Below are 23,764 nucleotides of genomic sequence, written 5' to 3' on the forward strand. Positions count from 1 at the left end.
CTTCTCAGCGTTCGCTCACGCTGCCGTCATCTGCGGTCCCTAACGTGAGCCCGACGGGCTGGGCAGGTCCGGACGACCACCACGAGGGGGTGGCCGGTCGTCGAGGAAGGGGCGGACGCGATGTGGACCGACGAGCAGCCACGTACCCGCTGGGTCGACCCGGCGGCGTTCCGGTACCGCCGGCCCGACCTGCGCCTGGGCACCCGCGAACCGTGCCCTGACCGCGCCGGCCCGGCCGTCGACGACCGACTCACCGTGCGCCACACGGTTCGCACCTCGACCGCCGACTACACCCTGCTGCTCAACGCACCGGCCTGGCTCGGTCGGCGCGGCGTCGGCGACGCGCTCCGCGACGCGGTGGCCGAACTACGGGCGATCGACCTCACCTACGGTCCGAACCGTCCGGAGAGTCTGGTGTCCCGGCTGCGCCGGGGCGAGATCAGCCCCGAGTCCTACCCGCCGCTGGCGGACCTGGTGGACCGGTGCAGCGCCATGCGGGCCGCCACCGACGGCTGGTTCGACGCCTGGGCGGTGCCCGGCGGATTCGACCCCGGTGGCCTGCTAGGCGGGTGGGCGGTCGAGCGGGCCGCGGCCCGGCTCCGCGCCGCCGGCGTCCAGGACTACGCCGTGCTGACCGGCGCCGACCTGGTGGTACGCGGTCACGCCGGGCACGGCGGCCCGTGGCGGGTGGCCGTGCACCATCCGACCGACCGCCGCCGGCCGCCACTGATGCTGGAGATGACGGCGGGCGCGATCGGCACGTCCGGGGTCACCGGCCGGCGCGGGCACGTGGTGGACCCGCACACCGGCGAACCGGCCGACCAGATGGTGGCCGCCACCGTGGTGGGCCCGAATCTCGCGGTCGCCGACGCCTACGCCACCGCGCTGTACGCCGCCGGCCCGAGCGGGCTGAACTGGTTCCGCTCCGGATCGGACTACCGCGCCCTGATCGCCAACCACCACTGAACTCTTACCGGTGCCGCCGGTCCCGGCATCCTCGCGGGCGCGTCCACCGTGGAGAGCAGCGATCGGCCTCCACGGCCGCGGCAACGGCTGTGGAGGCCGGTCGACGACGAATGCGCATGGCTCACGCAATCGAGGGGTGCGGGCTGGCCGGCCGGGACATCGACCTCGCCACCCGAAGACGGGCCGCGTCGCGAGCTGCCAGAAACCGCATCGGTACGCTAGCGAATCCGCGCGTTTCCCGGCAAGGGTTCCACAGGGGACCATCCACCCAGTCCGGTCGACTCGCCGGACGCCTTGTGGTAGGGGCGTTTTCGACAAGGTGAATCGCGGATGGCACGCTGTCGGCCGTGAGTTTCGATCTGAGCGTGTGGGCCCTGGCCGACGGGGCGACGCCTGAGGACGTGCGAGCGGCGGTGCAGCGGTGCCGGGAGGGCCAGCACGGCCAGCGCCAACCGGATCCACGGGTGGTCGCCTTCTACCGGGCGATCACCGCCAGCTATCCCGACCGGCCGGCGGTGGCGGGTAGCCCCTGGGCGGTGGCACCACTGCACGCGGCAGCCGACCATGTCGAGTTGAATCTCGATCCGGCCTGCGCGGACCAGGTGCTGCTCGACATCGAACGACTGGCCGGAGAGCACCGGCTGATGCTGTTCGACGCCCAGGACGGCTCGGTCTATCCGCCGCCGGCCGCCCGGCTGCCCGGCTGACCAGCCCGCCCCCGCACAACTGAGACGGATACGACCAGGGGCCCGGCCGAAGCCGGGCCCCTGGTCGCCGTGTGCGTGAAACGGTTACTCGTCGCGCAGGTCCGCCGCGCTGGCCGAGACCGCACCGATCGAGTCGGCCGCCGAGGTGAGCAGGTCGGCGCCGAGCGCCTGGTCGACGGTGAGGGTCATCAGCGTCTCGCCGCCGGCCTCCCGACGGGCCACCTGCATCGCCGCGATGTTGATGCCGGCCTCGCCGAGCAGCGTGCCGACGGTGCCGACCACGCCCGGACGGTCGGCGTAGCGGAGGAAGAGCAGAATGCCCTCCGCCCCGATCTCCACGTCGAAGCCGTCCACCTCGGTCAGCTTGATGACGTCCCGGGTGCCGGCGTGGGTCACCGTGCCGGAGACGCTGACCGTACGACCGTCGGGCAGGGCGCCGCGCACGGTGACCAGGATCGGGTGCTCCACGGTCTCGGCCTGGGTGGTCAGCGCCACCTCCACGCCACGCTGGGCGGCCAGGTGCGGCGCGTTGACGTAGGTCACCTGCTCCTCCACCACGGAGCTGAACAGGCCCTTGGTGGCGGCGAGCTTGAGCACCGACACGTCGTGGTTGACGATCTCACCGCGTACCTCGACGGTGACGCTGGCGGCGACGCCGCCGGCGACCGCGGTGAAGGCCCGGCCGAGCTTCTCGGCCAGCGGCAGCAGCGGGCGTACGTCCTCGGCGACCACGCCACCGGCCTGCACGTTCACCGCGTCCGGCACGAACTCGCCCTGCAACGCCAGCTTCACGCTCTTGGCCACGGCCAGACCGGCCTTGTCCTGTGCCTCGGCGGTGGAGGCGCCCAGGTGCGGGGTGGCCACCACGTTGTCGAAGGCGAACAGCGGCGAGGAGGTGCACGGCTCCTTGGCGTAGACGTCCACCCCGGCACCGGCGACCCGGCCCTCGGCCAGCGCGTTGGCGAGCGCCTGCTCGTCGACCAGCCCGCCGCGGGCGGCGTTGATGATCCGTACGCCCGGCTTGACGATCGACAGCTCCTTCTCACCGATCAGGCCCACGGTCTCCGGGGTCTTCGGCAGGTGGATGGAGATGAAGTCGCTCTCCCGCAGCAGTTCCTCCAGGCCCACCAGGCGTACGCCGAGCTGCGCGGCCCGGGCGGGCTGGATGTACGGGTCGTACGCGATCAGCCGGGTGCCGAACGCGGCGATGCGGGACGCGAAGAGCACGCCGATGCGGCCCAGGCCGACGACGCCCACGGTCTTGCCCTGCAGCTCCACGCCGGTGTACTTCGACCGCTTCCACTCCCCCGCCTTGAGGGCGGCGCTGGCGGAGGCGGTGTTGCGGGCGACCGCGAGCAGCAGCGCGACGGCCTGCTCGGCCGCGGAGACGATGTTGGAGGTGGGGGCGTTGACGACCATGACGCCCCGCGCGGTGGCGGCCGGCACCTCGACGTTGTCCAGACCCACGCCCGCCCGGGCCACGACCTTCAGCCGGGGTGCGGCGGCGATCGCCTCGGCGTCAATCTGGGTGGCGCTGCGGACGATGACGGCGTCGGCCTCGGCGAGTGCGGAGAGCAGAGCCGGACGGTCGGTGCCGTCGACGTGCCGGACGTCGAAGTCGTGGGCGAGCACCTCGATTGCGGCAGGAGCGAGTTCTTCGGCGATCAGTACGACAGGAGTCATTGGTCCTCGTAGATGTCGTCAGAGCGGTCGGCCAGCGCTGGACGCGGCGCTGCGCCCGGCGTGGGCTGGGCCATGGCCGTCAGGTGCAGCGGCCTGGAACACCTACCCGCGATCGTAGGGGCCCGGCCGCCCCACATACCCCGCAGTACGGGGTGAGTGCCCTCACAAACCGGACGTGACGTGCGTGTTAACGCCGTTGTCCGGCCGCTCACAGCACGGCACCCGCACCCGGCGTCGGGGAGAACGCCGGGTGCGGGTGCCGTTGGGGTGAGACTGCTCTCAGTGCGCCGACGAGACCTCAGGCGGTCTCGGTGATCGGACGGTCCACCCAGCTCATCATGCCGCGCAGCTTGGCGCCGGTCTCCTCGATCGGGTGAGCCGCGCCCTCGGCCTGCCACTTGCTGAAGTTCGGCCGGCCGGCCTCGTCCTCGGCCACCCACTCGCGAGCGAACTCGCCGTTCTGGATCTCACCGAGGATCTTGCGCATCTCGTCCTTGACCCGGCTGTCGATGACCCGCGGGCCCCGGGACAGGTCGCCGTACTCGGCGGTGTCGGAGACGCTGTACCGCATCCGGGCGATGCCGCCCTCGTACATCAGGTCCACGATCAGCTTCAGCTCGTGCAGGCACTCGAAGTAGGCCACCTCGGGGGCGTAGCCGGCCTCGGTGAGCACCTCGAAACCGGTCTGCACCAGCGCCGCCGCACCACCGCAGAGCACCGCCTGCTCGCCGAAGAGGTCGGTCTCGGTCTCCTCGGTGAAGGTGGTCTTGATGGCGCCCGCCCGGGTGCCGCCGATGCCCTTGGCGTACGACAGGGCCAGCGCGAGGGCGGTGCCGCTGGCGTCCTGCTCGACGGCGACCAGGCAGGGCACGCCCTTGCCGTCGACGTACTGCCGGCGGACCAGGTGGCCGGGGCCCTTCGGGGCGACCATCGCCACGTCCACGTCGGCCGGCGGCTTGATCAGGCCGTAGCGGATGTTGAACCCGTGCCCGAAGAACAGCGCCTTGCCCGCGCTGAGGTTCGGCGCGATCGACTCGGCGTAGATGTGGCGCTGCGCGGTGTCCGGGGCGAGGATCATGATCACGTCGGCCTCGGCCGCCGCGTCGGCCGGGGTGAGCACCCGCAGGCCCTGCTCCTCGGCCTTCGGCCGGCTCTTCGAACCCTCGGGCAGACCGATCACCACGTCGACACCCGAGTCGCGCAGCGACAGCGCGTGGGCGTGGCCCTGGCTGCCGTACCCGATCACGGCGACCTTCTTCGCCTGGATCAGGCCCAGGTCGGCGTCGTCGTCGTAGTACACCTCAACGCTCATGACTTCCCTTTCGTACGGCGGCCGATGCGGCCCGTCGTGGCTGTGGTTACGCCCGGCCCGCAGGCCGACCGGTGGTGATCAGGCGGCCCGCAGGGCCGGGCCGGCGGTGATCGCACGCGGACCGCGCCCGATCGCGACCAGGCCCGACTGGACCATTTCCTTGATGCCGAACGACTCAAGGTCGCGCAGCAGCGCGTCGAGTTTGTCGGGGGTGCCGGTGGCCTCGATGGTGAGCGTGTCCGCGGCCACGTCGACCACCCGGGCCCGGAACAGGCTGACCGTCTCCAGGACCTGCCCCCGGGCGTTACGGTCGGCGCGCACCTTCACCAGCAGCAACTCACGGGCAACCGAGGTCGACGGGTCCAGCTCGACGATCTTGAGTACGTTGACCAGCTTGTTGAGCTGCTTGGTGACCTGCTCCAGCGGCGAGGAGTCGGCGTTGACCACGATGGTGATCCGCGAGACGTCCGGGTTCTCGGTCTCGCCGACCGCGAGACTGTCGATGTTGAAGCCGCGCCGGGAGAACAGCCCGGAGACCCGGGCCAGCACGCCCGGCTTGTTCTCCACCAACACGGACAGCGTGTGCATGGTCATTAGATATCGTCCTCGTCGAAGGTCGGGCGGACGCCGCGGGCGAACATGATCTCGTCGTTGCTGGTACCGGCGGCGACCATCGGCCAGACCATCGCGTCCTTGCCGACCACGAAGTCGATGACCACCGGTGCGTCGTTGATGGACATCGCCGCCTCGATCGTCTTGTCGACGTCCTCGGCGGTCTCGCACCGCAGGCCGACGCAGCCGAGCGCCTCGGCCAGCTTGACGAAGTCCGGAATGCGGTGCTTGTGGGTGCCCAGGTCGGTGTTGGAGTAGCGCTCACCGTAGAACAGGGTCTGCCACTGGCGGACCATGCCGAGGTTGCCGTTGTTGATCACGGCAATCTTGACCGGGATGCCCTCCAGCGCGCAGGTGGCCAGCTCCTGGTTGGTCATCTGGAAGCAGCCGTCGCCGTCGATGCCCCAGACCACCGTGTCGGGCCTGCCGACCTTGGCGCCCATCGCCGCCGGCACCGCGTACCCCATGGTGCCGAGGCCGCCGGAGTTCAGCCAGGTCTGCGGCTTCTCGTACGAGATGAACTGGGAGGCCCACATCTGGTGCTGGCCGACACCGGCGACGTAGATCGCGTCCGATCCGGCGATCTCGCCCAACCGCTTGATCACGTACTGCGGGGAGAGGGTGCCGTCGGAGGGCTCCTCGTAGCCCAGCGGGTAACGCGCGCGCAGGTCGTCCAGCTGCGTCCACCAGTCGCCGAGCTCGGCGACCCGTCCGGCCGCCCGCTCGGCGGTGACCGCCGCGAGCAGCTCGTCGATGACGTACCGGGCGTCACCGACGATCGGCACGTCGGCGTGCCGGTTCTTGCCGATCTCGGCCGGGTCGATGTCGGCGTGCACCACCGTGGCGTCCGGGGCGAACGAGTCCAGCTTGCCGGTGACCCGGTCGTCGAACCGGGCGCCGAGCGCCACGATCAGGTCGGCCTTCTGCAGCCCGTAGACCGCGGCGACCGTGCCGTGCATGCCGGGCATGCCCAGGTGCTGCCGGTGCGAGTCGGGGAACGCGCCGAGCGCCATCAGGGTGGTCACCACCGGGATGCCGGTCAGCTCGGCCAGCCGGCGCAGCCCCTCGGTGGCGCCGGCCTTGAGCACGCCACCGCCGACGTAGAGCACCGGGCGGCGGGCGGTGGTCATCAGCCGGGCCGCCTCCCGGATCTGCTTGCCGTGCGGGTGCATGGTCGGCCGGTAGCCGGGCAGATCCAGGGTGGGCGGCCAGGCGAAGGTGGTCTCCGCCTGCAGGACGTCCTTGGGGATGTCCACCAGGACCGGGCCGGGCCGACCGGTCGAGGCCAGGTGGAACGCCTCGGCCAGGATGCGGGGGATCTCGCTGGCGTTCTGCACCAGGAAGTTGTGCTTGGTGATCGGCAGCGTGATGCCCTGGATGTCCGCCTCCTGGAAGGCGTCCGTGCCGATGGCGGGCCGGGCCACCTGGCCGGTGATCGCCACCAACGGCACCGAGTCCATGTACGCGTCGGCGATCGGGGTGACCAGGTTGGTCGCGCCCGGGCCGGAGGTCGCGATGCAGACGCCGACCCGGCCGGTGGCCTGCGCGTAGCCGGTCGCCGCGTGGCCGGCGCCCTGCTCGTGCCGGACCAGGATGTGCCGGACGGTCGAGTCGTACAACGGGTCGTACGCCGGCAGGATCGCGCCGCCGGGGATACCGAAGACGACGTCGACGCCGAGCGCCTCCAGGGAGCGCACCAGCGAGCCGGCTCCGGAGACCTGAGCGGGGCGTACCGCCGGGGCCGTGGCGGCGGCGCGGGTGTGGTCGTTGTCACCCGTGGTCTCGGCGGAGCCACGGGCGCGCCGGACGGAGTGGGCGAGCGTCTCTGGTGTGGGTCTCGTCATGGCGATTGCCTTCGGCTGGAGTTGGTTGGGCTGCTCACACTGTGCTCGCGGACGAGCCGCGGGCGATGGGTCGACGGCAACAAAAAAGCCCTCGTGCCAGATGCACGGGGCCAGCGCACTCTCAGACAGGGAGAGTGCGCTCAGATAAGTACTCGCAGCGACCGGTACGACATGGCTCAAGACTGACGCATCTCATGCGATGAGTCAACTGATCCCACATTTTGGTTCACGGACGTGGCGTGCCACCCCCCGAAAGGCCCCCTGCACCCGGCTTGACGTGCTCTGATGTGCCGTTTCCGACCCTCGGCGCCGGCGTCGGCCCGGATGCCGGATTCCCCGGCCGTGCCGGTCGGGCCCCCGGCGAGGTGGCCGCCTCCAGCATCGCCTCCAGGTGCTCGGCCGGTACTCCCCAGCCGAACAACGCGCCCTGCCCGAAGCGGCAGCCGGCGGCCACCACGGCGGCCAGTTCGGTGGGCGTGGTGACCCCCTCGGCGATGACCTCCAGGCCGAACTGGTGACCCAGCCGCATGACGATGTCGACCATGGGCGCGAAGGCCGGGCCGTCGCGCCCGACCGGCCGGACCGGCTCGTGCTCGGCCACCAACCCGTGGTCGATCTTGAGAATGTCGATCGGGAGCCGGCGCAGCTGCCCCAGCGAGGAGTAGCCGGCGCCGAAGTCGTCTAGGGCGATCCGCACACCGGTGCGCCGCAGCGCGGTCAGCCGGCGGATCAGCTCGTCCAGATCGGTGGCGACCGCGTGCTCGGTGACCTCCAGCACCAGCCGCTGCGGCGGGACGTGGTGGGTACGCAGCGCCTCGGCCACCTGGACCACGTAGGTGGGGGCGTGCAGTTCGCGCGGTGAGACGTTTACCGACACCCAGACGTCGTGCCCCTCGGCGAGCCACCGGGACAGTTGACGACAGGCCTCGTGCAGCACCCAGGCACCGAGTTCGGCGATGATCCCGGACTCCTCGGCCAGCGGGATGAACTCGTCCGGCCGGACGTTGCCGAGCTCCGGGTGGGTCCAGCGCAGCAGCGCCTCCGCGCCGACCGGGCGCACCGACGGCAGGGAGGCCACCGGCTGGAAGACCAGCCGCAGCTCGTTGCGGCCGATCGCGCCGCGCAACTCGTGCTCCAGCGTGGTCCGCCGACGCAGCAGCCGGTCGTACGCGCCGTCGTAGCGCTCGATCCGGTTCTTGCCCCGCTGCTTGGCGTAGCGCAGCGCCAGATCGGCGTGCCGCAGCAGCAGTTCGACGTCCAGGGTGTCCGCCCAGGTCGCCAGGCCGATGCTGACCGAGCAGAAGACCGGACCCTCGGGCTGCGGGTAGGCCCCGCCCAGCACCTTCAGCAGCCGCTCGGCGACCGCCCCCGCCTCGGCCGGCCCACCGTGCATCAGCACCGCGAACTCGTCCCCGCCGAGGCGGGCGGCGAGGTCGCCGGGGCGCAGGTTGGCTCGCAGCCGCTGGCCGACCTCGACCAGCACCGCGTCACCGACGTCGTGGCCGCGCATGTCGTTGACGTTCTTGAAGCCGTCCAGGTCCAGGCTGAGCAGCATGCAGGGGGTGCCCGCCTCCGCGCACCGGTGCAGCGCCCGCAGCAGCCCGCGCCGGTTGGCCAACCCGGTCAACGCATCGGTGTGCGCGAGTTGCCGGAAGTGCGCCTCCCGCTCGGCGAGCCGCCGGGCGTACGCCCGGACCTGGTGCAGCGTGAGGTGTTGCCGGGCGACCAGGGCGAAACCCTCCACGCTGCCGGCGACGATGCCCAGTGCGTCGAACCGGCCGTCCTGGAGGAGGTGGTACATCGCCGAGCCGGCCATCGCGGCCATCGGGACGAACGCGTACTCGCCGTCGTGGCGGATCACGTCGGTGGTGAGCTGCCCGGCCGGGTCGATGCGGCTCATCGCCACCGCGGCGGTCAGCAGGCCCACGGCGAGCACCACCAGGCTCATCGAGGTCATCGCGGGACCGACCTGACAGAGCCCGGTCGCCACGCCGAGGCCACCGCTGGTCGCCACGGAGATGCCGGCGCCCAGCACGGCGAGGCCACGGCGCGGCGGTCGGGCCCGCAGCACCAGGATGATGGCGAGGCCGCTGCACAGCGCCGCGCTGATCGAGGCGAGCAGGATCGCCGGGCAGGCCATCGGGGTGACGTCGCCGAGCACTCTGGTCGGCTCGGAGAGCAGCACCCAGCCGACGAACCACAGCGCGGCGCCCACGACGACGCTGTCCAGCGCGAGCCGGGCGGCCGCGCCGACCGAACCGGCCACCCCGGGCATCCGGAGCAGGCCGGCACAGAACAGCAGGCCGCTCACCGCGGTGCCCACGGCGACCGCACTCGCCCAACTGGTGCGTTGCGGCTGCTCGTGCGCCCAGTGTTCACTCGCGCTCAGCGCACCGGCGGCGGCCAGCAGCAGGGTGACCAGGGACACCGCCGCCGCGCCGGTGAACAGCACGTACGCCTGCCGATGGGGGCCACTACGACGCCGGGCGGCGGCGGCCAGCAACACACCGGCCACGATGGCGACCAACGCGCTCAGCACCGCGGCGCCGATCATGCCCGGGGGTGTGTGCACGGTCTCAACTTTGCCGGATCACCGCCGTCCGTGGGGATCCGGTGTGCATCTGTTGGGACACAGTGCGCGCGCCTGCCCGTCGCCGGTTCGCCGGTGTCAGACTGGTACACATGCCTGAGCTGCGGTCGAAGACCTCCACGCACGGTCGGACGATGGCCGGTGCCCGGGCCCTGTGGCGGGCCACCGGGATGACCGACGACGATTTCGGCAAGCCGATCGTCGCCATCGCGAACAGTTTCACCCAGTTCGTCCCGGGTCACGTACACCTCAAGGACATGGGCGGCCTGGTGGCCGACGCGGTGGCCGAGGCCGGCGGGGTGGGCCGGGAGTTCAACACGATCGCGGTCGACGACGGCATCGCCATGGGTCACGGCGGCATGCTCTACTCCCTGCCCAGCCGGGAGTTGATCGCCGACGCGGTGGAGTACATGGTCAACGCGCACTGCGCCGACGCCCTGGTCTGCATCTCCAACTGCGACAAGATCACTCCGGGCATGCTGCTGGCCGCGCTGCGGCTCAACATCCCGACCGTCTTCGTCTCCGGCGGCCCGATGGAGGCCGGCAAGACGGTGGCCATCGAGGGCATCGTCCACTCCAAGATCGACCTGATCGACGCGATGATCGCCTCCTCCAACGAGGCGGTCACCGACGACCAACTCGGCGAGATCGAGCGTTCCGCCTGCCCGACCTGCGGCTCCTGCTCGGGCATGTTCACCGCGAATTCAATGAACTGCCTCACCGAGGCGATCGGGCTGGCGCTGCCCGGCAACGGTTCGACGCTGGCCACCCACGCCGCGCGGCGGTCGCTGTTCGTCGAGGCCGGCCGCACCGTCGTGGACATCGCCAAGCGGTGGTACGAGCAGGACGACGACTCGGTGCTGCCCCGGGTGGTGGCCTCCCGCGCCGCGTTCGAGAACGCCGTCGCCCTGGACGTGGCGATGGGCGGCTCGACGAACACGATCCTGCACCTGCTGGCCGCCGCCCGCGAGGCCGAACTGGACTTCACCGTCGCCGACATCGACGCGATCTCCCGGCGGGTGCCCTGCCTGGCCAAGGTCGCCCCGAACTCCCCGCAGTACCACATGGAGGACGTGCACCGGGCCGGTGGCATCCCGGCCATCCTCGGCGAACTGGACCGCGCCGGCCTGCTGCGCCGGGACGTGCACGCGGTGCACTCCCCCACCCTGGACGGCTGGCTGGCCGACTGGGACGTGCGCGGCGGCTCGGCCACCCCCGAGGCGATCGAGCTGTTCCACGCCGCACCGGGCGGGGTGCGCACCACCGAGCCGTTCTCCACCACCAACCGCTGGTCCACCCTGGACACCGACGCCGCCGAGGGCTGCATCCGGTCCCGGGAGCACGCGTACAGCGCCGACGGCGGGTTGGCCATCCTCTACGGCAACCTGGCGCCGGACGGCTGCGTGGTGAAGACCGCCGGGGTGCCCGAGGAGTGCCTGACCTTCCGCGGCCCGGCGAAGGTGTACGAGTCGCAGGACGACGCGGTGACCGCCATCCTGGCCAAGGAGATCGTCGCCGGGGACGTGGTGGTGATCCGCTACGAGGGCCCCAAGGGCGGCCCCGGCATGCAGGAGATGCTCTACCCCACCTCGTTCCTCAAGGGCCGAGGGCTGGGCCGGGCCTGCGCGCTGCTCACCGACGGCCGGTTCTCCGGTGGCACCTCGGGCTTGTCCATCGGCCACGCCTCCCCCGAGGCCGCCGCGGGTGGGCTGATCGCGCTGGTGGAGCCCGGCGACGAGATCGTCATCGACATCCCGAACCGGTCGATCGAGCTGAACGTGCCGGCCGACGTGCTGGACGCCCGACGGGTCGCCCAGGAGAAGCGGGACCGCCCGTACACTCCGGTCGACCGGCAACGCCCGGTCTCCGCGGCGCTGCGCGCGTACGCCTCGATGGCCACCTCGGCCAGCGACGGCGCGTACCGGCGCGTCCCCGAGTGAGTTAGCCACGAAGGCGGTGCGGGTGCCGGCGTTCGTCCCCGGTCTGTCCCTGGCGGCGAGCACGTACCACGACGCGGTACGGCCGATCCTCGACGTCGCCTTCCCTCGGCTCGTGCACTCGGCGGCGCTGCTGGGCCCGGGTTCGGACGTGCTCGGCTACGACACCGCCCGCTCGACCGACCACGACTGGGGACCGCGCCTGCTGCTGTTCCTGGCGCCCACGGACGCCCGGCGGCACGCCGACGACCTCGTCGGCGTGCTCGCCGAGCGGCTGCCCTCCTCGGTGCGGGGCTGGAGCACCAACTTCAGCCCACCCGAACCGGGACGCTCGCGCACGCTGCAACCGGCCGGCGACGCCCCGATCGCGCACCGCATCGAGGTGCTCGACCTCGACACCTGGCTCGCCACGTACCTCGGCGCCGACCCACGCCACGGCATGCCCGCCCGCGAGTGGCTGGCCGTGCCCACCCAGCGGCTGCTGGAGGTCACCTCGGGAACGGTCTTCCACGACGGGCTCGGCCAACTGGAACCCCTGCGTGCCGCGCTGGCCTGGTATCCCGACGACGTCTGGCGATACCTGCTGGCCGGCCAGTGGCGGCGCATCGCTCAGGAGGAAGCCTTCCCGGGCCGCTGCGCGGAGGTCGGCGACGACCTCGGCTCCCGGCTGGTCACCGCCCGGCTGGTCCGCGATCTGATGCGCCTGGCGCTGCTCGTCGAACGTCGCTACCCGCCCTACGCCAAATGGCTGGGTACGGCGTTCGCCCGGCTGCGCTGCGCCCCGACGCTGCAACCGCTGCTCACCGCCGCCGTCACCGCCGCGGACTGGCCGCACCGTGAGGACGCGCTCTGCGCCGCGTACGAACATCTCGCCCGCGCGCACAACGACCTCGGCCTCTGTGACCCGGTCGAGCCCACGGTGCGTCCGTTCCACGATCGACCGTTGCGGGTGCTGGCCGCGGACCGCTTCGCCGACGTCACCCACCGGGCGATCACCGACCCGGAGGTGTCGACGCTGCCGCGGCACGTCGGCGGCGTGGACCAGTTCGTGGACAGCACCGACGTCCTCGGTGTGGCCGACCGGGCCCGCGCGGTCACCGACGCGCTGTACGGACCGCGCGCACCCTGAGCCCGACAGCACGATCGTCGATCACGGTTCACCCTGCCGCCATGCCGTTTTCGGTAGCGTGGCGATCGTGAATCGTGAATGGGGAGGTACCTCGATGGGTGCGAGGCGGAGGGTCTGCGCCGGTGTCACGGCGACGCTTGTCGCGGTGACGGCGACGCTCACGGTGGCGGCACCGGCGGGTGCCGGTGGACGGCACCCCGCACCGGTACGGGTGGCCACGTTCAACGCCTCGCTGAACCGGGACACCGCCGGTGGGCTGGTCGCCGACCTGTCCCGCCGGGACAACGCGCAGGCCGCCAACGTCGCCGAGGTGATCCAGCGGGTACGCCCCGACGTACTGCTGATCAACGAGTTCGACCACGACCCGGCCGGCCGGGCGTTGGCGCTGTTCCAGGACAACTACCTCTCCGTGCCCCGCAACGGCAGCCGGGCCATCCGCTACCCGTACCGGTACGCCGCCCCGTCGAACACCGGCGTCCCCTCCGGCCACGACCTCAACAACGACGGCACCGTCGGCGGGCCCGACGACGCGTACGGCTTCGGTCTCTTCCCCGGCCAGTACGGCATGGCGGTCTACTCGGCGTACCCGATCGACGTGGCGAAGGTCCGTACGTTCCAGACGTTCCGCTGGCGGGACATGCCCGGCGCGCTGCTGCCCGACGACCCGTCCACTCCCGAGCCTGCCGACTGGTACTCCCCGGCGGAACTGGCCGACCTGCGGCTGTCCTCGAAGAGCCACTGGGACCTGCCGATCCGGTTGCCGGGCCGTACCGTGCATCTGCTGGCCAGCCACCCGACGCCGCCGGTCTTCGACGGGCCGGAGGACCGCAACGGCCGCCGCAACCACGACGAGATCCGCTTCTGGGCCGACTACGTCTCCCCGGGTCGGGGCGGCTACATCTACGACGACGCCGGACGGCGCGGCGGGCTGCGGCCCGGCGCGGCCTTCGTGATCGCCGGGGACCTCAACGCCGACCCGTACGACGGGGACAGCGTGCCCGGCGCGGCGCAGCAGCTGCTCGACCACCCCCGCGTCGACGACCGGGGCGTGCCGGCCAGCGCGGGTGGCACCGCCGCTGCCCAGCGGCAGGGTGGCGCGAACCTCGACCACCGCGGCGATCCGCGCTTCGACACCGGTGACTTCGCCGACACCAGCCCCGGCAACCTGCGGGTCGACTACCTGCTGCCGAGCCGGGGTCTGCCGGTCCGTGCCGCCGGGGTCTTCTGGCCGGTGCCGGGTGACCCGCTGTTCCGGCTGGTCGGCGACTACTCCCCCGCCCTGCCGGGCGGCTTCCCCACCTCCGACCACCGGCTGGTCTGGCTCGACCTGCGGCGCTGAGGCGGCCTGCGTCCCAGGGCCTGTGTCGACGTTCCTCGGCACAGGCCCTCAGAGGCCCTCAGAAGCGGGCGCCGACGGCGGCGCCGTTGGCCGGGCGCAGGAAGGTCGAGGACGGGATCGAACCGTCGGCGTTTCGCGGGCCGGTGATCGTGCTGGGGTTGGTGTTGGCCAGCGACCAGCTGCCGCCGAGGTCCCAGGAGTTGCCGCTGCCTCGGGAGTTGGCGCCCAGCGACACGTTGGTGCCGTTGCCCACGGCCAGGTTTGCGGTCAGGGTGCTGGTGGAACGACTGGCGTTGAATCCGGTGCCCGGGTTGCGCCAGGCGGTGCTCCGCTCGATCCGGTGCTGTCCGGGATTGTTGTTGTCGATGAAGCCGCCGACGGCGTTGTCCCAGGCCATGCTGTTGCGCACGGTGTGGTTGGCGACGACGGAGTTGCCGCCGAGCTTGAACCCGTTGCCGTCACCGGTGTAGTCCGGCAGGTTCCACCGGTTGAACCCGTTGCCCCAGGCCAGGCTGTTCTCGGTGACGATGGGCGAGGCGAACATCCAGTAGTCCAGCCCGTCGTCGGAGTTGTTCCACAACCGGGCGCCCCGCACCACGTTGCCGCTGCCGGAGCCCTCCTTGATGGCCAGGCCGTCGGCGCTCTCCCCGTTCTTGCGCGGATCGCGGTTGCCGTACGCGTCCAGGTTGATGATCTGGTTGTTGCTCGACGCCCCCTGGAGGTGGAAGCCCGACTCGTAGTTGTCCCTGGTCACCAGGCGCTCGAAGACACCGTTGTTGACGTCCAGCCCGAAGACGCCGTACGGACCGTTGATGATCTCCAGCCCGATCAGCCGCCACCAGTCGCCCTCGATGTGGATGGCGCCCCGCTCGGCCCGGGGGATGCTGCCGCCGACCGGGGCCGGCGTGTGCGGCATGTTCTCCCCGTCGATGACGACCCGCTCGCCCGCGTAGTTGCGCATCGTGATGGGCTGGCTCGACGTACCGTCCTTGAGCAGCTGGATGTTGCTGCTGGGGGCGTACGTCCCGCCTCGGATGAGGATGGTGTGGCCGGGTTGGGCGAGATCGACGGCCCGTTGGATGCTCGCCAGCGGAGCGGTGAGCGTGCCGGGATTGCCGTCGTTGCCGTTGGTGGCGACATGGAGGACGCCCGACGGCGCGGTGCCGGCTTCCCACTCGACGTAGTCCACGTTGGGCAGGCCGCCGGCGGCGGTCGGGTGGAGGCGGACGGTGTTGCTGCCCGCGCGCAGACTGACCGACAGCGGCTTCGTCACCCAGGTGTCCCAGGCGCCGGTGCCCTCGAACGACACGTTCCGCACGGTGGTGCCGTTGACGATCAGATCCACCGGGCGGTTACCTGTCGTGCCGTTGGCGAACCGGACGCGCAGCTCGGCCGTTGCGGCGGTCGCGGTGGAGACCGTGAACTCGGCGTACGCACCGACGGCGTTGTTGCCGTTGCAGAACCCACTGCCGGAGAAGCCGGACCAGTTGGTGTCGATGGTGCCGACGCAGCGTGCCGGGCTGTGCTCGGCCTCGTACCGGGTCGACGCGGCCGACGCCGGCCCGGCCGTCGGGACGGTGACGGCGGCTGCCACGAGCAGGATCGCGGCACCGACTGACTTCCACGCCATCAGGATTCTCCCGGGGATCGACGTCGGGTCACATCGCGCAGGAAAGCGCTTTCCAGTCAGTTCGAATGGTAATCGGGAATGTGATGACGGTCAATGTCAGGCGGGAGCGGGCAGGGCGAGGGCACGGGCACGGGCGATGGCCGCCGGGGTGTCAGGGAAGATCAGGCCGTCGCGGCGGAGCTGGTCGGCCACGCCGAGGGTGTCCAGCACCTGGTCGTGGCCGGGATCGATGCCGGAGAGCAGCACGGTGATGCCGCGTCCCTGAAGCCGACGGATGGCGTCGCCGAGCACCTGGGCACCGGTGGCGTCGATGGTGGTGACCCGGGCCATCCGGAGGATGACCACCCGGACGTCGGCCACGTCGGAGAGCTGGAGCAGGAAGTTGTGCGCGGCGGCGAAGAAGAGCGGCCCGTCGAGCCGGTAGGCCACGATGTGCTCGGCCAGCAGGGCCTGCTCCTCGGCGGTGTGGTCGTCGGCGTCCAGGGGGACCTGTTCCATCTTGGCGCTGCGGGCCACGGCACGCAGGGCCACCACGATGGCGACGGCGACGCCGACCGCCACGGCGGTGACCAGGTCCCAGATGACGGTGACGGCGAAGGTGAGCACGAGCACCAGCGCGTCGCCCCGGGTGGCGCGGGCCAGCGCCCACAGCGAGGCGGCCTCCACCATCCGTACCGTGGTGGCCAGCAGGACCCCGGCGAGCGCGGCGAGGGGGATCCGACCGACGAGCGGCGCGGCGGCCAGCACGATGCCGGCCAGGGCGACGGCGTGGGTGAGCGCGGCGAGCTTGGACACCGCGCCGGCCCGGACGTTCACCGCGGTACGCGCGATCGCCGCGGTGGCCGGGATGCCGCCGAACAGCGGAGACGCGAGGTTGGCAAGCCCCTGCCCGAACAGTTCCCGATCCGGGTCGTGCCGCTGGTCGACGGTCATGCCGTCAGCGACGGTGGCCGAGAGCAGGCTCTCCAACGCGGCAAGCGCCGCCACCGCGAATGCGGCGGGCAGCAGGGCCCCCACCGCGCCGAGGTCGAGGAAGTCCAGCGACGGCGCGGGCAACGACTGCGGCAGGGCGCCGATGCGGATCAGGTCGACCGGCACGAGTTCCGCGATGACGGTGGCAGCTACCACGGCCAGCAGCGAGAACGGCACGCCGGGACGCCACCGGGCACCGACAAGCATCACCGCCGCGACACCGAGCGCCACCGCGATCGCGGCCGGGTGCGGGTGTACGACGAAACGGGCGACCGCGTCGGCGGCCACCGCCCAGACCCGCTCGCCCTGCGCATCGGTGACGCCGAGCGCGGCCGGCACCTGTTGCAGGGCGATGACCACGGCGATGCCGGCGGTGAAGCCCTCGATCACCGGAACGGGAAGATACCTGACAAATCGCCCGAAGCGCGCGAAGGCCAGGACCAGCAGGATCACCCCGGCCATCGCGCCGACCAGCAACACGCCGTTCGCCCCGAACTGCGCCACGATCGGCACCAGCACCACGGTCATCGCGCCGGTGGGCCCGGAGACCTGGAGGTTGGAGCCGCCGAAGACGGCGGCCACGGCACCGGCGACCACGGCGGTGATCAGCCCGGCCTCCGCGCCCAGCCCGGAGGTGACCCCGAAGGCGAGGGCCAGGGGCAGCGCGACGATGGCGACGGTGAGCCCGGCGAGCAGGTCACGGCGGGGCGCTCGGCGTACCGCCGCAAGATCGGCCCGGCCGGGCAGCAGGGCACGGACGCGCCCCCATGCGGCGGCCAGGGCAGGACGCGGTGTGGCGGGAGTCGCCTCCTCGGTGCCGTTCACTGGCTCGCCCCGCCGGCCCGCAACTCGTCGAGCAGGCCGTCCCGGTCGGCGAGCACCGCGCCGAGGATCCGCCGGCCGGCGGCCAGCAGGTCGGCCACGTCGGGCGTGCTCAACGCGTACATCACCAGGGCGCCGTCCCGGTAGGTGGTGACCATGCCGGCGCGGCGCAGCACGGCGAGCTGCTGGGAGAGGTTCGACGCCTCGACGTCGATGGCGGCGAGCAAGTCACGCACCGGCTTGGGGCCGTCCTGCAACAACTCCAGCACCCGGATGCGGACGGGATGCCCGAGGGTGCGGAACAACTCCGCCTTCGCCTGGTACAGCGGCACCGACACGCCTCAGCCTCCTTCGTCGCACCCGGACGGGCACACTGAAGACTTTAGCACTTGAAGGATTCTTCAATTGTGGATCTATGCTGAGGGCTCGGCAGTCAGGCGGGGGCTCCGCTCCGCAGGTCGTTGACGCAGCGCAGGACGGGTCGGGTGACGAGGGCGGCCGGGTCGAGCGGGGCCACCGAGCGGACCGTGAAGGTCGCCGACTCACCGGGCAGCAGGGTGACCAGCGCCTCGTCGACCTCGGCGTCGGGGTCGACCCGGTCCGGCTGCAGCACCAGGTCACGCAGCACCGTCCGGGCCTGCACCCGGACCCGCAGACCGCTGTCGACCGGCTCCACCGTGGCGTCGAAGTCCGCCACCGGCCACCGCACGTCGCGATCCTCGGCGAAGAACCACCAGGCCCGCCCGACCGGATCACCCGCGTCGGCGACCAGCAGTTCGGCGTACGCGTCGTCGGGCCGGGCCAGCTCCGCCGGCAGGGCCAGGGTGGCCGTGGCGTACGCGGGCACGTCCCACTCCAGGGTCGCCTTCGCCCTCGGCTCCCCGGTCAGGGTGAGCCGGCTGACGGTGGCGGTGGCCCGCCAGGGTCGACCGGTGTCGTTGACCGCGATCAGGGCCAGCCCGCCGTCGCGGGGCTGCACGGTGAGCAGCCGGTCGGCGTACGCCCGGCGCAGCGCGTACCACAGGGGTTTGCGTCGGCCGTCGCCGTCGACCGCCGACCAGGAGGTCACCGGCCAGCAGTCGTTGAGCTGCCAGACGATGGCGCCCATGCACCGCCCCCGGTGGGAGCGGAAGTGTTCCACCCCGAGTTGGATGGCGCGGGCCTGGTTGAGCTGGGTGAAGTAGTGCCAGTCGTCGAAGTCGCGCGGCGCGGGCAGGTGGGCGTCCAGCCCTCGGCGCAGTTTCGCGTCGCCGTCGGTGGCCTTCTGATGGTGCGCCATGCCGGGCGAGTCCGGGGCGAGCGGCTCGTCGGAAAGCGCCCGGCGCAGCGTCGCGTACGCCGGCGGGCCCTGGTAGCCGAACTCCGCGACGAACCGGGGCAGATAGTCGCGGTACTTCACGTAGTCGTCGGTGTTCCACACGTCCCAGATGTGCGTGGTGCCGTACGCCGGGTCGTTGGGGTGGAGCTGCTCGCTGCCCGACCAGGGGCTGCCGGGCCAGTACGGGCGCGTCGGGTCCAGCTCGGCGACGATGCGCGGCAGCAGACCCAGGTAGTAGCCACGACCCCAGGTACGCCCGGCCAACTGCTCCTGCCAACCCCAGTCGTGCCAGCCCCAGATGTTCTCGTTGTTGCCGGTCCACAGCACCAGCGACGGGTACGCCGCCAGCCGGGTCACCTGCTCGGCGGCCTCGGCGGCGACCTCACCGGCGTACGGCTCCTCCTCGGGGTAGGCCGCGCAGGCGAAGAGGAAGTCCTGCTGCACCAGCAGGCCACGTTCGTCGGCCAGGTCGTAGAAGTCGTCCGACTCGTACCGGCCGCCGCCCCAGACCCGCAGCAGGTTGATGTTGGCGTCGACAGCCTGGTCGAAGCGGTGGGCCAGCCGCTGCCGGGTGACCCGGGTCGGGAAGACGTCGTCGGGGACCCAGTTCACCCCCCGGACGAAGACCGGCACCTCGTTGACGTGCAGGGTGAACGGCGCGCCGTGGGCGTCCGGGGTGGTGTCGAGGCGTACCGAGCGGAAGCCGATCCGTCGGTGCCAGGCGTCGAGGGTGGCGCCGTCCGGCCCGTGCAGGGTGACGTCCAGGTCGTAGCGGGGCTGGTCGCCGTGACCGCGCGGCCACCACAGGGCGGGCCGCGGCACGTCGAGGGTGAGCGTGGCGCTGCGCTGTCCCGCCGCGACGCTCGCCTCGGCGGTCACCCCGGCCACCTGGGCCCGCACGGTGAGCGGCAGGTCGGCCAGCCGGTCCACCTCGACCTGCACCGCCACCCGCCCGTCGACGCCGTCGACGCTGTCGACGGCGTCGAGGGTGACCAGCGGGCGTACGGTGGCCAGTCGGGCGACCGACCAGCCGTGCAGGCCGATCTCCTGCCAGATGCCGGCGGTGACCAGGGTCGGCCCCCAGTCCCAGCCGAAGTTGCAGGCCATCTTGCGGATGAACTGGAACGGCTCCGGGTAGGCGTTGGGCCGGTCACCGAGGCGGTCGCGGTGCGCGTGGGCGTACCGGTAGGCGGAGTCGAAGCGTACGGCCAGGGTGTTGTTCCTGGGTTGCAGCAGTGCGGTGACGTCGAAGCGGTAGCCGCGATGCATGTTCTCGGTGCGGCCGACCTCGACGCCGTTGACGGTGACCGTGGCGACCGTGTCGAGCCCGGCACAGACCAGGTCGAGCCGCTGGTGGCTGCCGCTCGGGCGGTCGAAGGTCGTCTCGTACGCCCAGTCGGTGTGCCCGATCCAGGCCAGCGCTGTCTCGTTGTCGTCGAGGTACGGGTCGGGGATCAACCCGGCGGCGAGCAGATCGGTGTGCACGCAGCCGGGCACGGTGGCCGGCACCGTCACGCCGTCGACCTCCGGTGGCACCTGCGGGCCGGATATCGCCCGCAGGGTCCAGCCGTCGTGCAGCGCCTGCCGAAGCGGACCGGTCCCCCGCGCGTCGCTCACGATTTCACCGCGCCTTCCATGATTCCGCGGACGATCTGCCGACCGCCGATGACGAGCATGATCAACAGTGGCACCGTTGCCACGAACGCACCGGCCAGCACCCGCCGGTAGATGACGTAGTTGCCGCTGGCCAGGTCGGAGACGGCCACCATCGAGGTGGGGTAGTCGCTGCCGTTGAGGGTGATCAGCGGCCACTGGAAATCGTTCCAGGTGGCGACGAAGGTGAGCAGACCGAGCACCGCGAGGGCGGGACGTACCGCGGGCAGCGCGACGGTCCACCAGATCCGCATGGTGCTGGCGCCATCGATCCGAGCCGCCTCGATCAACTCGTCGGGCACCGCGTTGACGATGAACTGTCGCATGTAGAACACCCCGAACGCGGTGACCATGCCGGGCACGATCACCGCCAGCAGGGTGCCGTTCCACCCCAGCTTGCCCATCACGATGTAGAGCGCGACGATGCCGAGTTGGTTGGGCACGGTCAGGGTCAGGATCACGAAGAGCATCAGCGCCCGACTGCCCTTGAAGCGCAGCTTGGCGAAGGCGAAACCGGCAAGCGAACAGAAGAACAGCACCGAGGCGGTCACCGCGGTGGCGACGATGACGCTGTTCACCAGAGAGGCGGCGAAGTAAACGTCCTGGAGCGAGAAGACCTCGTCCAGGTTCGCCAGGAACCGGTCACCGGGGATCACCACCGGCGGCAGCTGCGAGGTGGCCTCGTCGGTGCTGGTGGCGATGACGAACATCCAGTACAACGGGAACGCCGCGAACAGCGCGGTCACCGCCAGGAACAGGTAGGTGCCGATGCCGGCCGGGGTGTCCTGCGGGGCTCGGCCTCGGGTGGAGGGCCGCTTACGCGGTGCCTGCCGGGGTCGCTCAAGAAGGCTCATCTACGTCCCCCCGAGATGCGACTGGTCAGTGCGGTGTTCAGCGCGGCGACCACCAGGATGACGAGGAAGAGCGTCCAGGACATCGCGGCGGCGTAGCCGAGGTTGAGGTCCTTCCAGCCCACCTTGTAGATCAGCTGGGCGACGGTCTGCCACTCCCCGCCGGCGCCACCCCGGGCGGCCTGGGCGTTGAGGTCGAACAGCATCGGCTCGGTGAACAGTTGCAGGCCGCCGATGGTGGAGAGCACCACCGTGAAGATGACCACCGGTCGGATCATCGGCACGGTGATCCGCCAGAGCTGCCGCCACGGCCCGGCGCCGTCGAGCGCCGAGGCCTCGTAGACGTCCCGGGGGATGGACTGCATCGCGGCCAGGTAGAGCAGGGCGTTGTAGCCGACCCACTTCCAGTTGACCATCATGGCGATGGCGATCCAGGAGTGCAGCTTGTCGGCCCGCCAGTCGATCGGATTCTCGGTGCCGATGCCGACCAGCCCGAGCGCCCAGTTCGCCATCCCGAGGTCACGGGCGAAGAAGACGTTGAACACCAGCGTGGAGGCGGTGATCGGGGTGATGTACGGCAGCAGCACGCTGACCCGCCACCAGGTCTGTGCCCGCAGCCGGCGGTTCAGCATCGACGCGATGACCAGCGCCAGCAGCAGTTGCGGAATGGTGGAGAGCAGGAAGATGCCGAAGGTGTTGTAGAGCGCGTTGCCGAAGTCGCCGTCGGTGAACAGTCGACGGAAGTTCTCCGTACCGGCCCAGCCGGTACGGTCCGGCTCGTCGAGACGCCAGTGGCGCAGCGCCACCACCGCGTTGAAGACCATCGGGAAGAGCCCGAAGACCACGAAGAGCAGGAAGAACGGCGCGATCAACAGGTACGGCACGTACCGCACGTCGAAGCGGTGCAGCCGATCCCGCCAGGTCGTCGACCGGCCGGTGGGCCGTTGCCGGGCGGCCGGTCGACGGGTGGCCGGTTCGGGAGCCGTGGCTCGGCTCACTTGCCGGCCTTCTCGGCTTCCTTGATCGCCTCGGCCCAGGCCGCGTCCGATGCGAGCGTGCCGTTCTGCACCCGGTTGATCACGTTCTCCACCGCCACCCGGGTCGGCCCGTTCTTCCGGCCCAGGTACTGCGGCGTCAGCCCCTCGGCCATCTTCGGGAAGATCTGCCCGACCGGCGCCGAGTTGAAGAACTCGTTCTTGAAGTCGGCGATCGCCGGGTCGCGGTAGAGGCCGGGCTGCGAGGGCAGGTTGCCGACCGTCTTGAAGACCTCGATCTGCTGTTCCGGCTGGACCAGCCACTCCAGGAACTTGTACGCCTCGTCGACGTTCCTCCCCTGCTTGGGGATGGTCAGGAAGGAGCCGCCCCAGTTGCCACCGCCACCCGGCACCGCGGCGATGTCCCACTTGCCCGAGGTCGCGGGCGCGGTGTTCTGGATGTGGCCGAGCATCCACGCCGGGCAGGCCAGCACGGCGAACGAGCCGTTGGTGAAGCCCTTGTCCCAGTCGGCCTGGAAGCTGGTCAGGTTGGCCGACAAGCCGGCCTCGACGGCCTTGACCGCGTAGTCGAAGGCGACCTTCGGGCCGCCTTGCATCTGCAACTGCTCGCTCGGGTCGTAGAAGCCGACCGGCTGCTGGCCGAGGATCGGGTTGAACAGGTTGGTGGCGTTGTCGAGGAACTTCTTGTCCGTCTCGGCGACGTAGCGCTGGCCGACGGAGATGAAGTCGTCCCAGGTGGGCCAGAGCGCGGAGACCTGGTCGCGTTCGGTGGGCAGGCCGGCGGCGGCGAACAGGTCGGTGCGGTAGCACATCGCCAGGCCGCCCACGTCGGTGCCGAGGGCGATCTGGGTCTTGCCGTCGGCCGACAGCGACTGCTTCCACTTCCACGGCAGGTAGTTGCTCTCGTACCGGCCCGCGCCCTTGTCGAGCAGGTTGACGAACTGGTCGGCCTGGCTGCGGAACTGGACCATGAAGCCCTCGTCGATGGCGGCGATGTCGGGCGCACCGGAACCGGCGATCAGCTTCTTCTGCAGGTCCTCGTGCTGGGCGTTGTACTCGCCCGAGTTGAGGGTGATCTTGACGTTGGTGTGCTCCGCCTCGTACCTGGTCTTGAGCTCCTGGAGGCCGAAGTCGCCCCAGAAATTGATGGTCAAGGTGACCTGACCGGCACCGCTGCCACCACCGGTGGTGCTGCGTCCACTGCAGGCGACGACGAGTGAGCCGACCGCCAGTGCTACGGCTGCGACGCGCAGCCAACGAGGCGAAGACCGTTTCATGACCCATCCTCCAAAGACGAGTGGGGACCGCCCCCATAGATCGAGACACGTCGACTGAACCGGATAAGTGACGCCACCGTACGGGGGCACTTCCCGAGTGTCAACGGCGAGTTAACGACGCGGTCAG

General features: G+C 71.1%; 17 protein-coding genes. 5 read left to right on the forward strand and 12 right to left on the reverse strand.

The features are described 5' to 3' along the window. Window positions 1–120: 120 nt before the first annotated feature. Window positions 121–966, forward strand: a complete 846-nt coding sequence (locus tag JMF97_RS02125) for an FAD:protein FMN transferase (protein WP_203219962.1) — start codon at window positions 121–123, stop codon at window positions 964–966. A 347-nt stretch (window positions 967–1,313) separates the two neighbouring features. Then, on the forward strand, window positions 1,314–1,673 hold the full coding sequence (locus JMF97_RS02130) for a hypothetical protein (protein ID WP_203219963.1): 360 nt from the start codon (window positions 1,314–1,316) through the stop codon (window positions 1,671–1,673). 84 nt (window positions 1,674–1,757) lie between these two features. Here the strand turns inward: JMF97_RS02130 and serA are convergent, their stop codons facing one another. From serA to JMF97_RS02155, 5 genes are all read right to left on the reverse strand, one after another. Continuing rightward, window positions 1,758–3,356 carry a phosphoglycerate dehydrogenase gene (serA, locus tag JMF97_RS02135; protein ID WP_203219964.1) on the reverse strand — a complete coding sequence of 533 codons (1,599 nt, stop codon included), beginning with the start codon at window positions 3,354–3,356 and terminating at the stop codon, window positions 1,758–1,760. Between the two features lie 298 nt (window positions 3,357–3,654). Next, a complete protein-coding gene (gene ilvC, locus JMF97_RS02140; protein ID WP_013732030.1) occupies window positions 3,655–4,668 on the reverse strand; it encodes a ketol-acid reductoisomerase in 1,014 nt (337 codons plus the stop codon). A gap of 78 nt (window positions 4,669–4,746) precedes the next feature. Beyond that, window positions 4,747–5,262 (reverse strand): acetolactate synthase small subunit, encoded by a 516-nt coding sequence (gene ilvN / locus JMF97_RS02145; RefSeq protein WP_203219965.1) that lies wholly within the window; start codon window positions 5,260–5,262, stop codon window positions 4,747–4,749. Further along, window positions 5,262–7,124: an acetolactate synthase large subunit gene (locus tag JMF97_RS02150; RefSeq protein ID WP_203219966.1), complete on the reverse strand. Its 1,863-nt coding sequence runs from the start codon at window positions 7,122–7,124 to the stop codon at window positions 5,262–5,264. The genes ilvN and JMF97_RS02150 overlap by 1 nt, the downstream gene beginning before the upstream one ends. 226 nt (window positions 7,125–7,350) lie before the next feature. Beyond that, the gene (locus JMF97_RS02155) at window positions 7,351–9,696 is read right to left on the reverse strand and encodes a putative bifunctional diguanylate cyclase/phosphodiesterase (protein ID WP_307816733.1); all 2,346 of its coding nucleotides are present in this window, start codon (window positions 9,694–9,696) and stop codon (window positions 7,351–7,353) included. 110 nt (window positions 9,697–9,806) lie between these two features. Here JMF97_RS02155 and ilvD point away from each other — a divergent pair, with 110 nt between their 5' ends. From ilvD to JMF97_RS02170, 3 genes are all read left to right on the forward strand, one after another. Continuing rightward, on the forward strand, window positions 9,807–11,654 hold the full coding sequence (gene ilvD, locus JMF97_RS02160; RefSeq protein WP_203219967.1) for a dihydroxy-acid dehydratase: 1,848 nt from the start codon (window positions 9,807–9,809) through the stop codon (window positions 11,652–11,654). Between the two features lie 22 nt (window positions 11,655–11,676). Next, window positions 11,677–12,780: a DUF4037 domain-containing protein gene (locus JMF97_RS02165; protein WP_203219968.1), complete on the forward strand. Its 1,104-nt coding sequence runs from the start codon at window positions 11,677–11,679 to the stop codon at window positions 12,778–12,780. Between the two features lie 94 nt (window positions 12,781–12,874). Then, on the forward strand, window positions 12,875–14,119 hold the full coding sequence (locus JMF97_RS02170; RefSeq protein ID WP_203219969.1) for an endonuclease/exonuclease/phosphatase family protein: 1,245 nt from the start codon (window positions 12,875–12,877) through the stop codon (window positions 14,117–14,119). A gap of 58 nt (window positions 14,120–14,177) precedes the next feature. Here the strand turns inward: JMF97_RS02170 and JMF97_RS02175 are convergent, their stop codons facing one another. From JMF97_RS02175 to JMF97_RS02205, 7 genes are all read right to left on the reverse strand, one after another. Beyond that, window positions 14,178–15,749 carry a right-handed parallel beta-helix repeat-containing protein gene (locus JMF97_RS02175; protein WP_238358500.1) on the reverse strand — a complete coding sequence of 524 codons (1,572 nt, stop codon included), beginning with the start codon at window positions 15,747–15,749 and terminating at the stop codon, window positions 14,178–14,180. Between the two features lie 96 nt (window positions 15,750–15,845). Beyond that, complete coding sequence (locus JMF97_RS02180; protein WP_438803736.1) at window positions 15,846–17,546, reverse strand: SulP family inorganic anion transporter; 1,701 nt, start codon at window positions 17,544–17,546, stop codon at window positions 15,846–15,848. Next, window positions 17,543–17,881 carry an ArsR/SmtB family transcription factor gene (locus JMF97_RS02185; RefSeq protein WP_013732023.1) on the reverse strand — a complete coding sequence of 113 codons (339 nt, stop codon included), beginning with the start codon at window positions 17,879–17,881 and terminating at the stop codon, window positions 17,543–17,545. The genes JMF97_RS02180 and JMF97_RS02185 overlap by 4 nt, the downstream gene beginning before the upstream one ends. Before the next feature lie 95 nt (window positions 17,882–17,976). After that, window positions 17,977–20,478, reverse strand: coding sequence for a glycoside hydrolase family 2 protein (locus JMF97_RS02190; protein ID WP_203219970.1), 2,502 nt, complete (start codon window positions 20,476–20,478; stop codon window positions 17,977–17,979). Then, the gene (locus tag JMF97_RS02195) at window positions 20,475–21,368 is read right to left on the reverse strand and encodes a carbohydrate ABC transporter permease (protein WP_203219971.1); all 894 of its coding nucleotides are present in this window, start codon (window positions 21,366–21,368) and stop codon (window positions 20,475–20,477) included. The genes JMF97_RS02190 and JMF97_RS02195 overlap by 4 nt, the downstream gene beginning before the upstream one ends. Next, window positions 21,365–22,363 carry a carbohydrate ABC transporter permease gene (locus tag JMF97_RS02200; RefSeq protein WP_203219972.1) on the reverse strand — a complete coding sequence of 333 codons (999 nt, stop codon included), beginning with the start codon at window positions 22,361–22,363 and terminating at the stop codon, window positions 21,365–21,367. Before JMF97_RS02200 ends, JMF97_RS02195 begins: the two co-directional genes overlap by 4 nt. Next, on the reverse strand, window positions 22,360–23,637 hold the full coding sequence (locus tag JMF97_RS02205; protein ID WP_203219973.1) for an ABC transporter substrate-binding protein: 1,278 nt from the start codon (window positions 23,635–23,637) through the stop codon (window positions 22,360–22,362). Before JMF97_RS02205 ends, JMF97_RS02200 begins: the two co-directional genes overlap by 4 nt. Window positions 23,638–23,764: the final 127 nt, after the last annotated feature.

Origin of the sequence: Micromonospora fiedleri (assembly GCF_016774385.1) — a bacterium.
In the GTDB taxonomy this organism is placed as follows: domain Bacteria; phylum Actinomycetota; class Actinomycetes; order Mycobacteriales; family Micromonosporaceae; genus Micromonospora; species Micromonospora gifhornensis.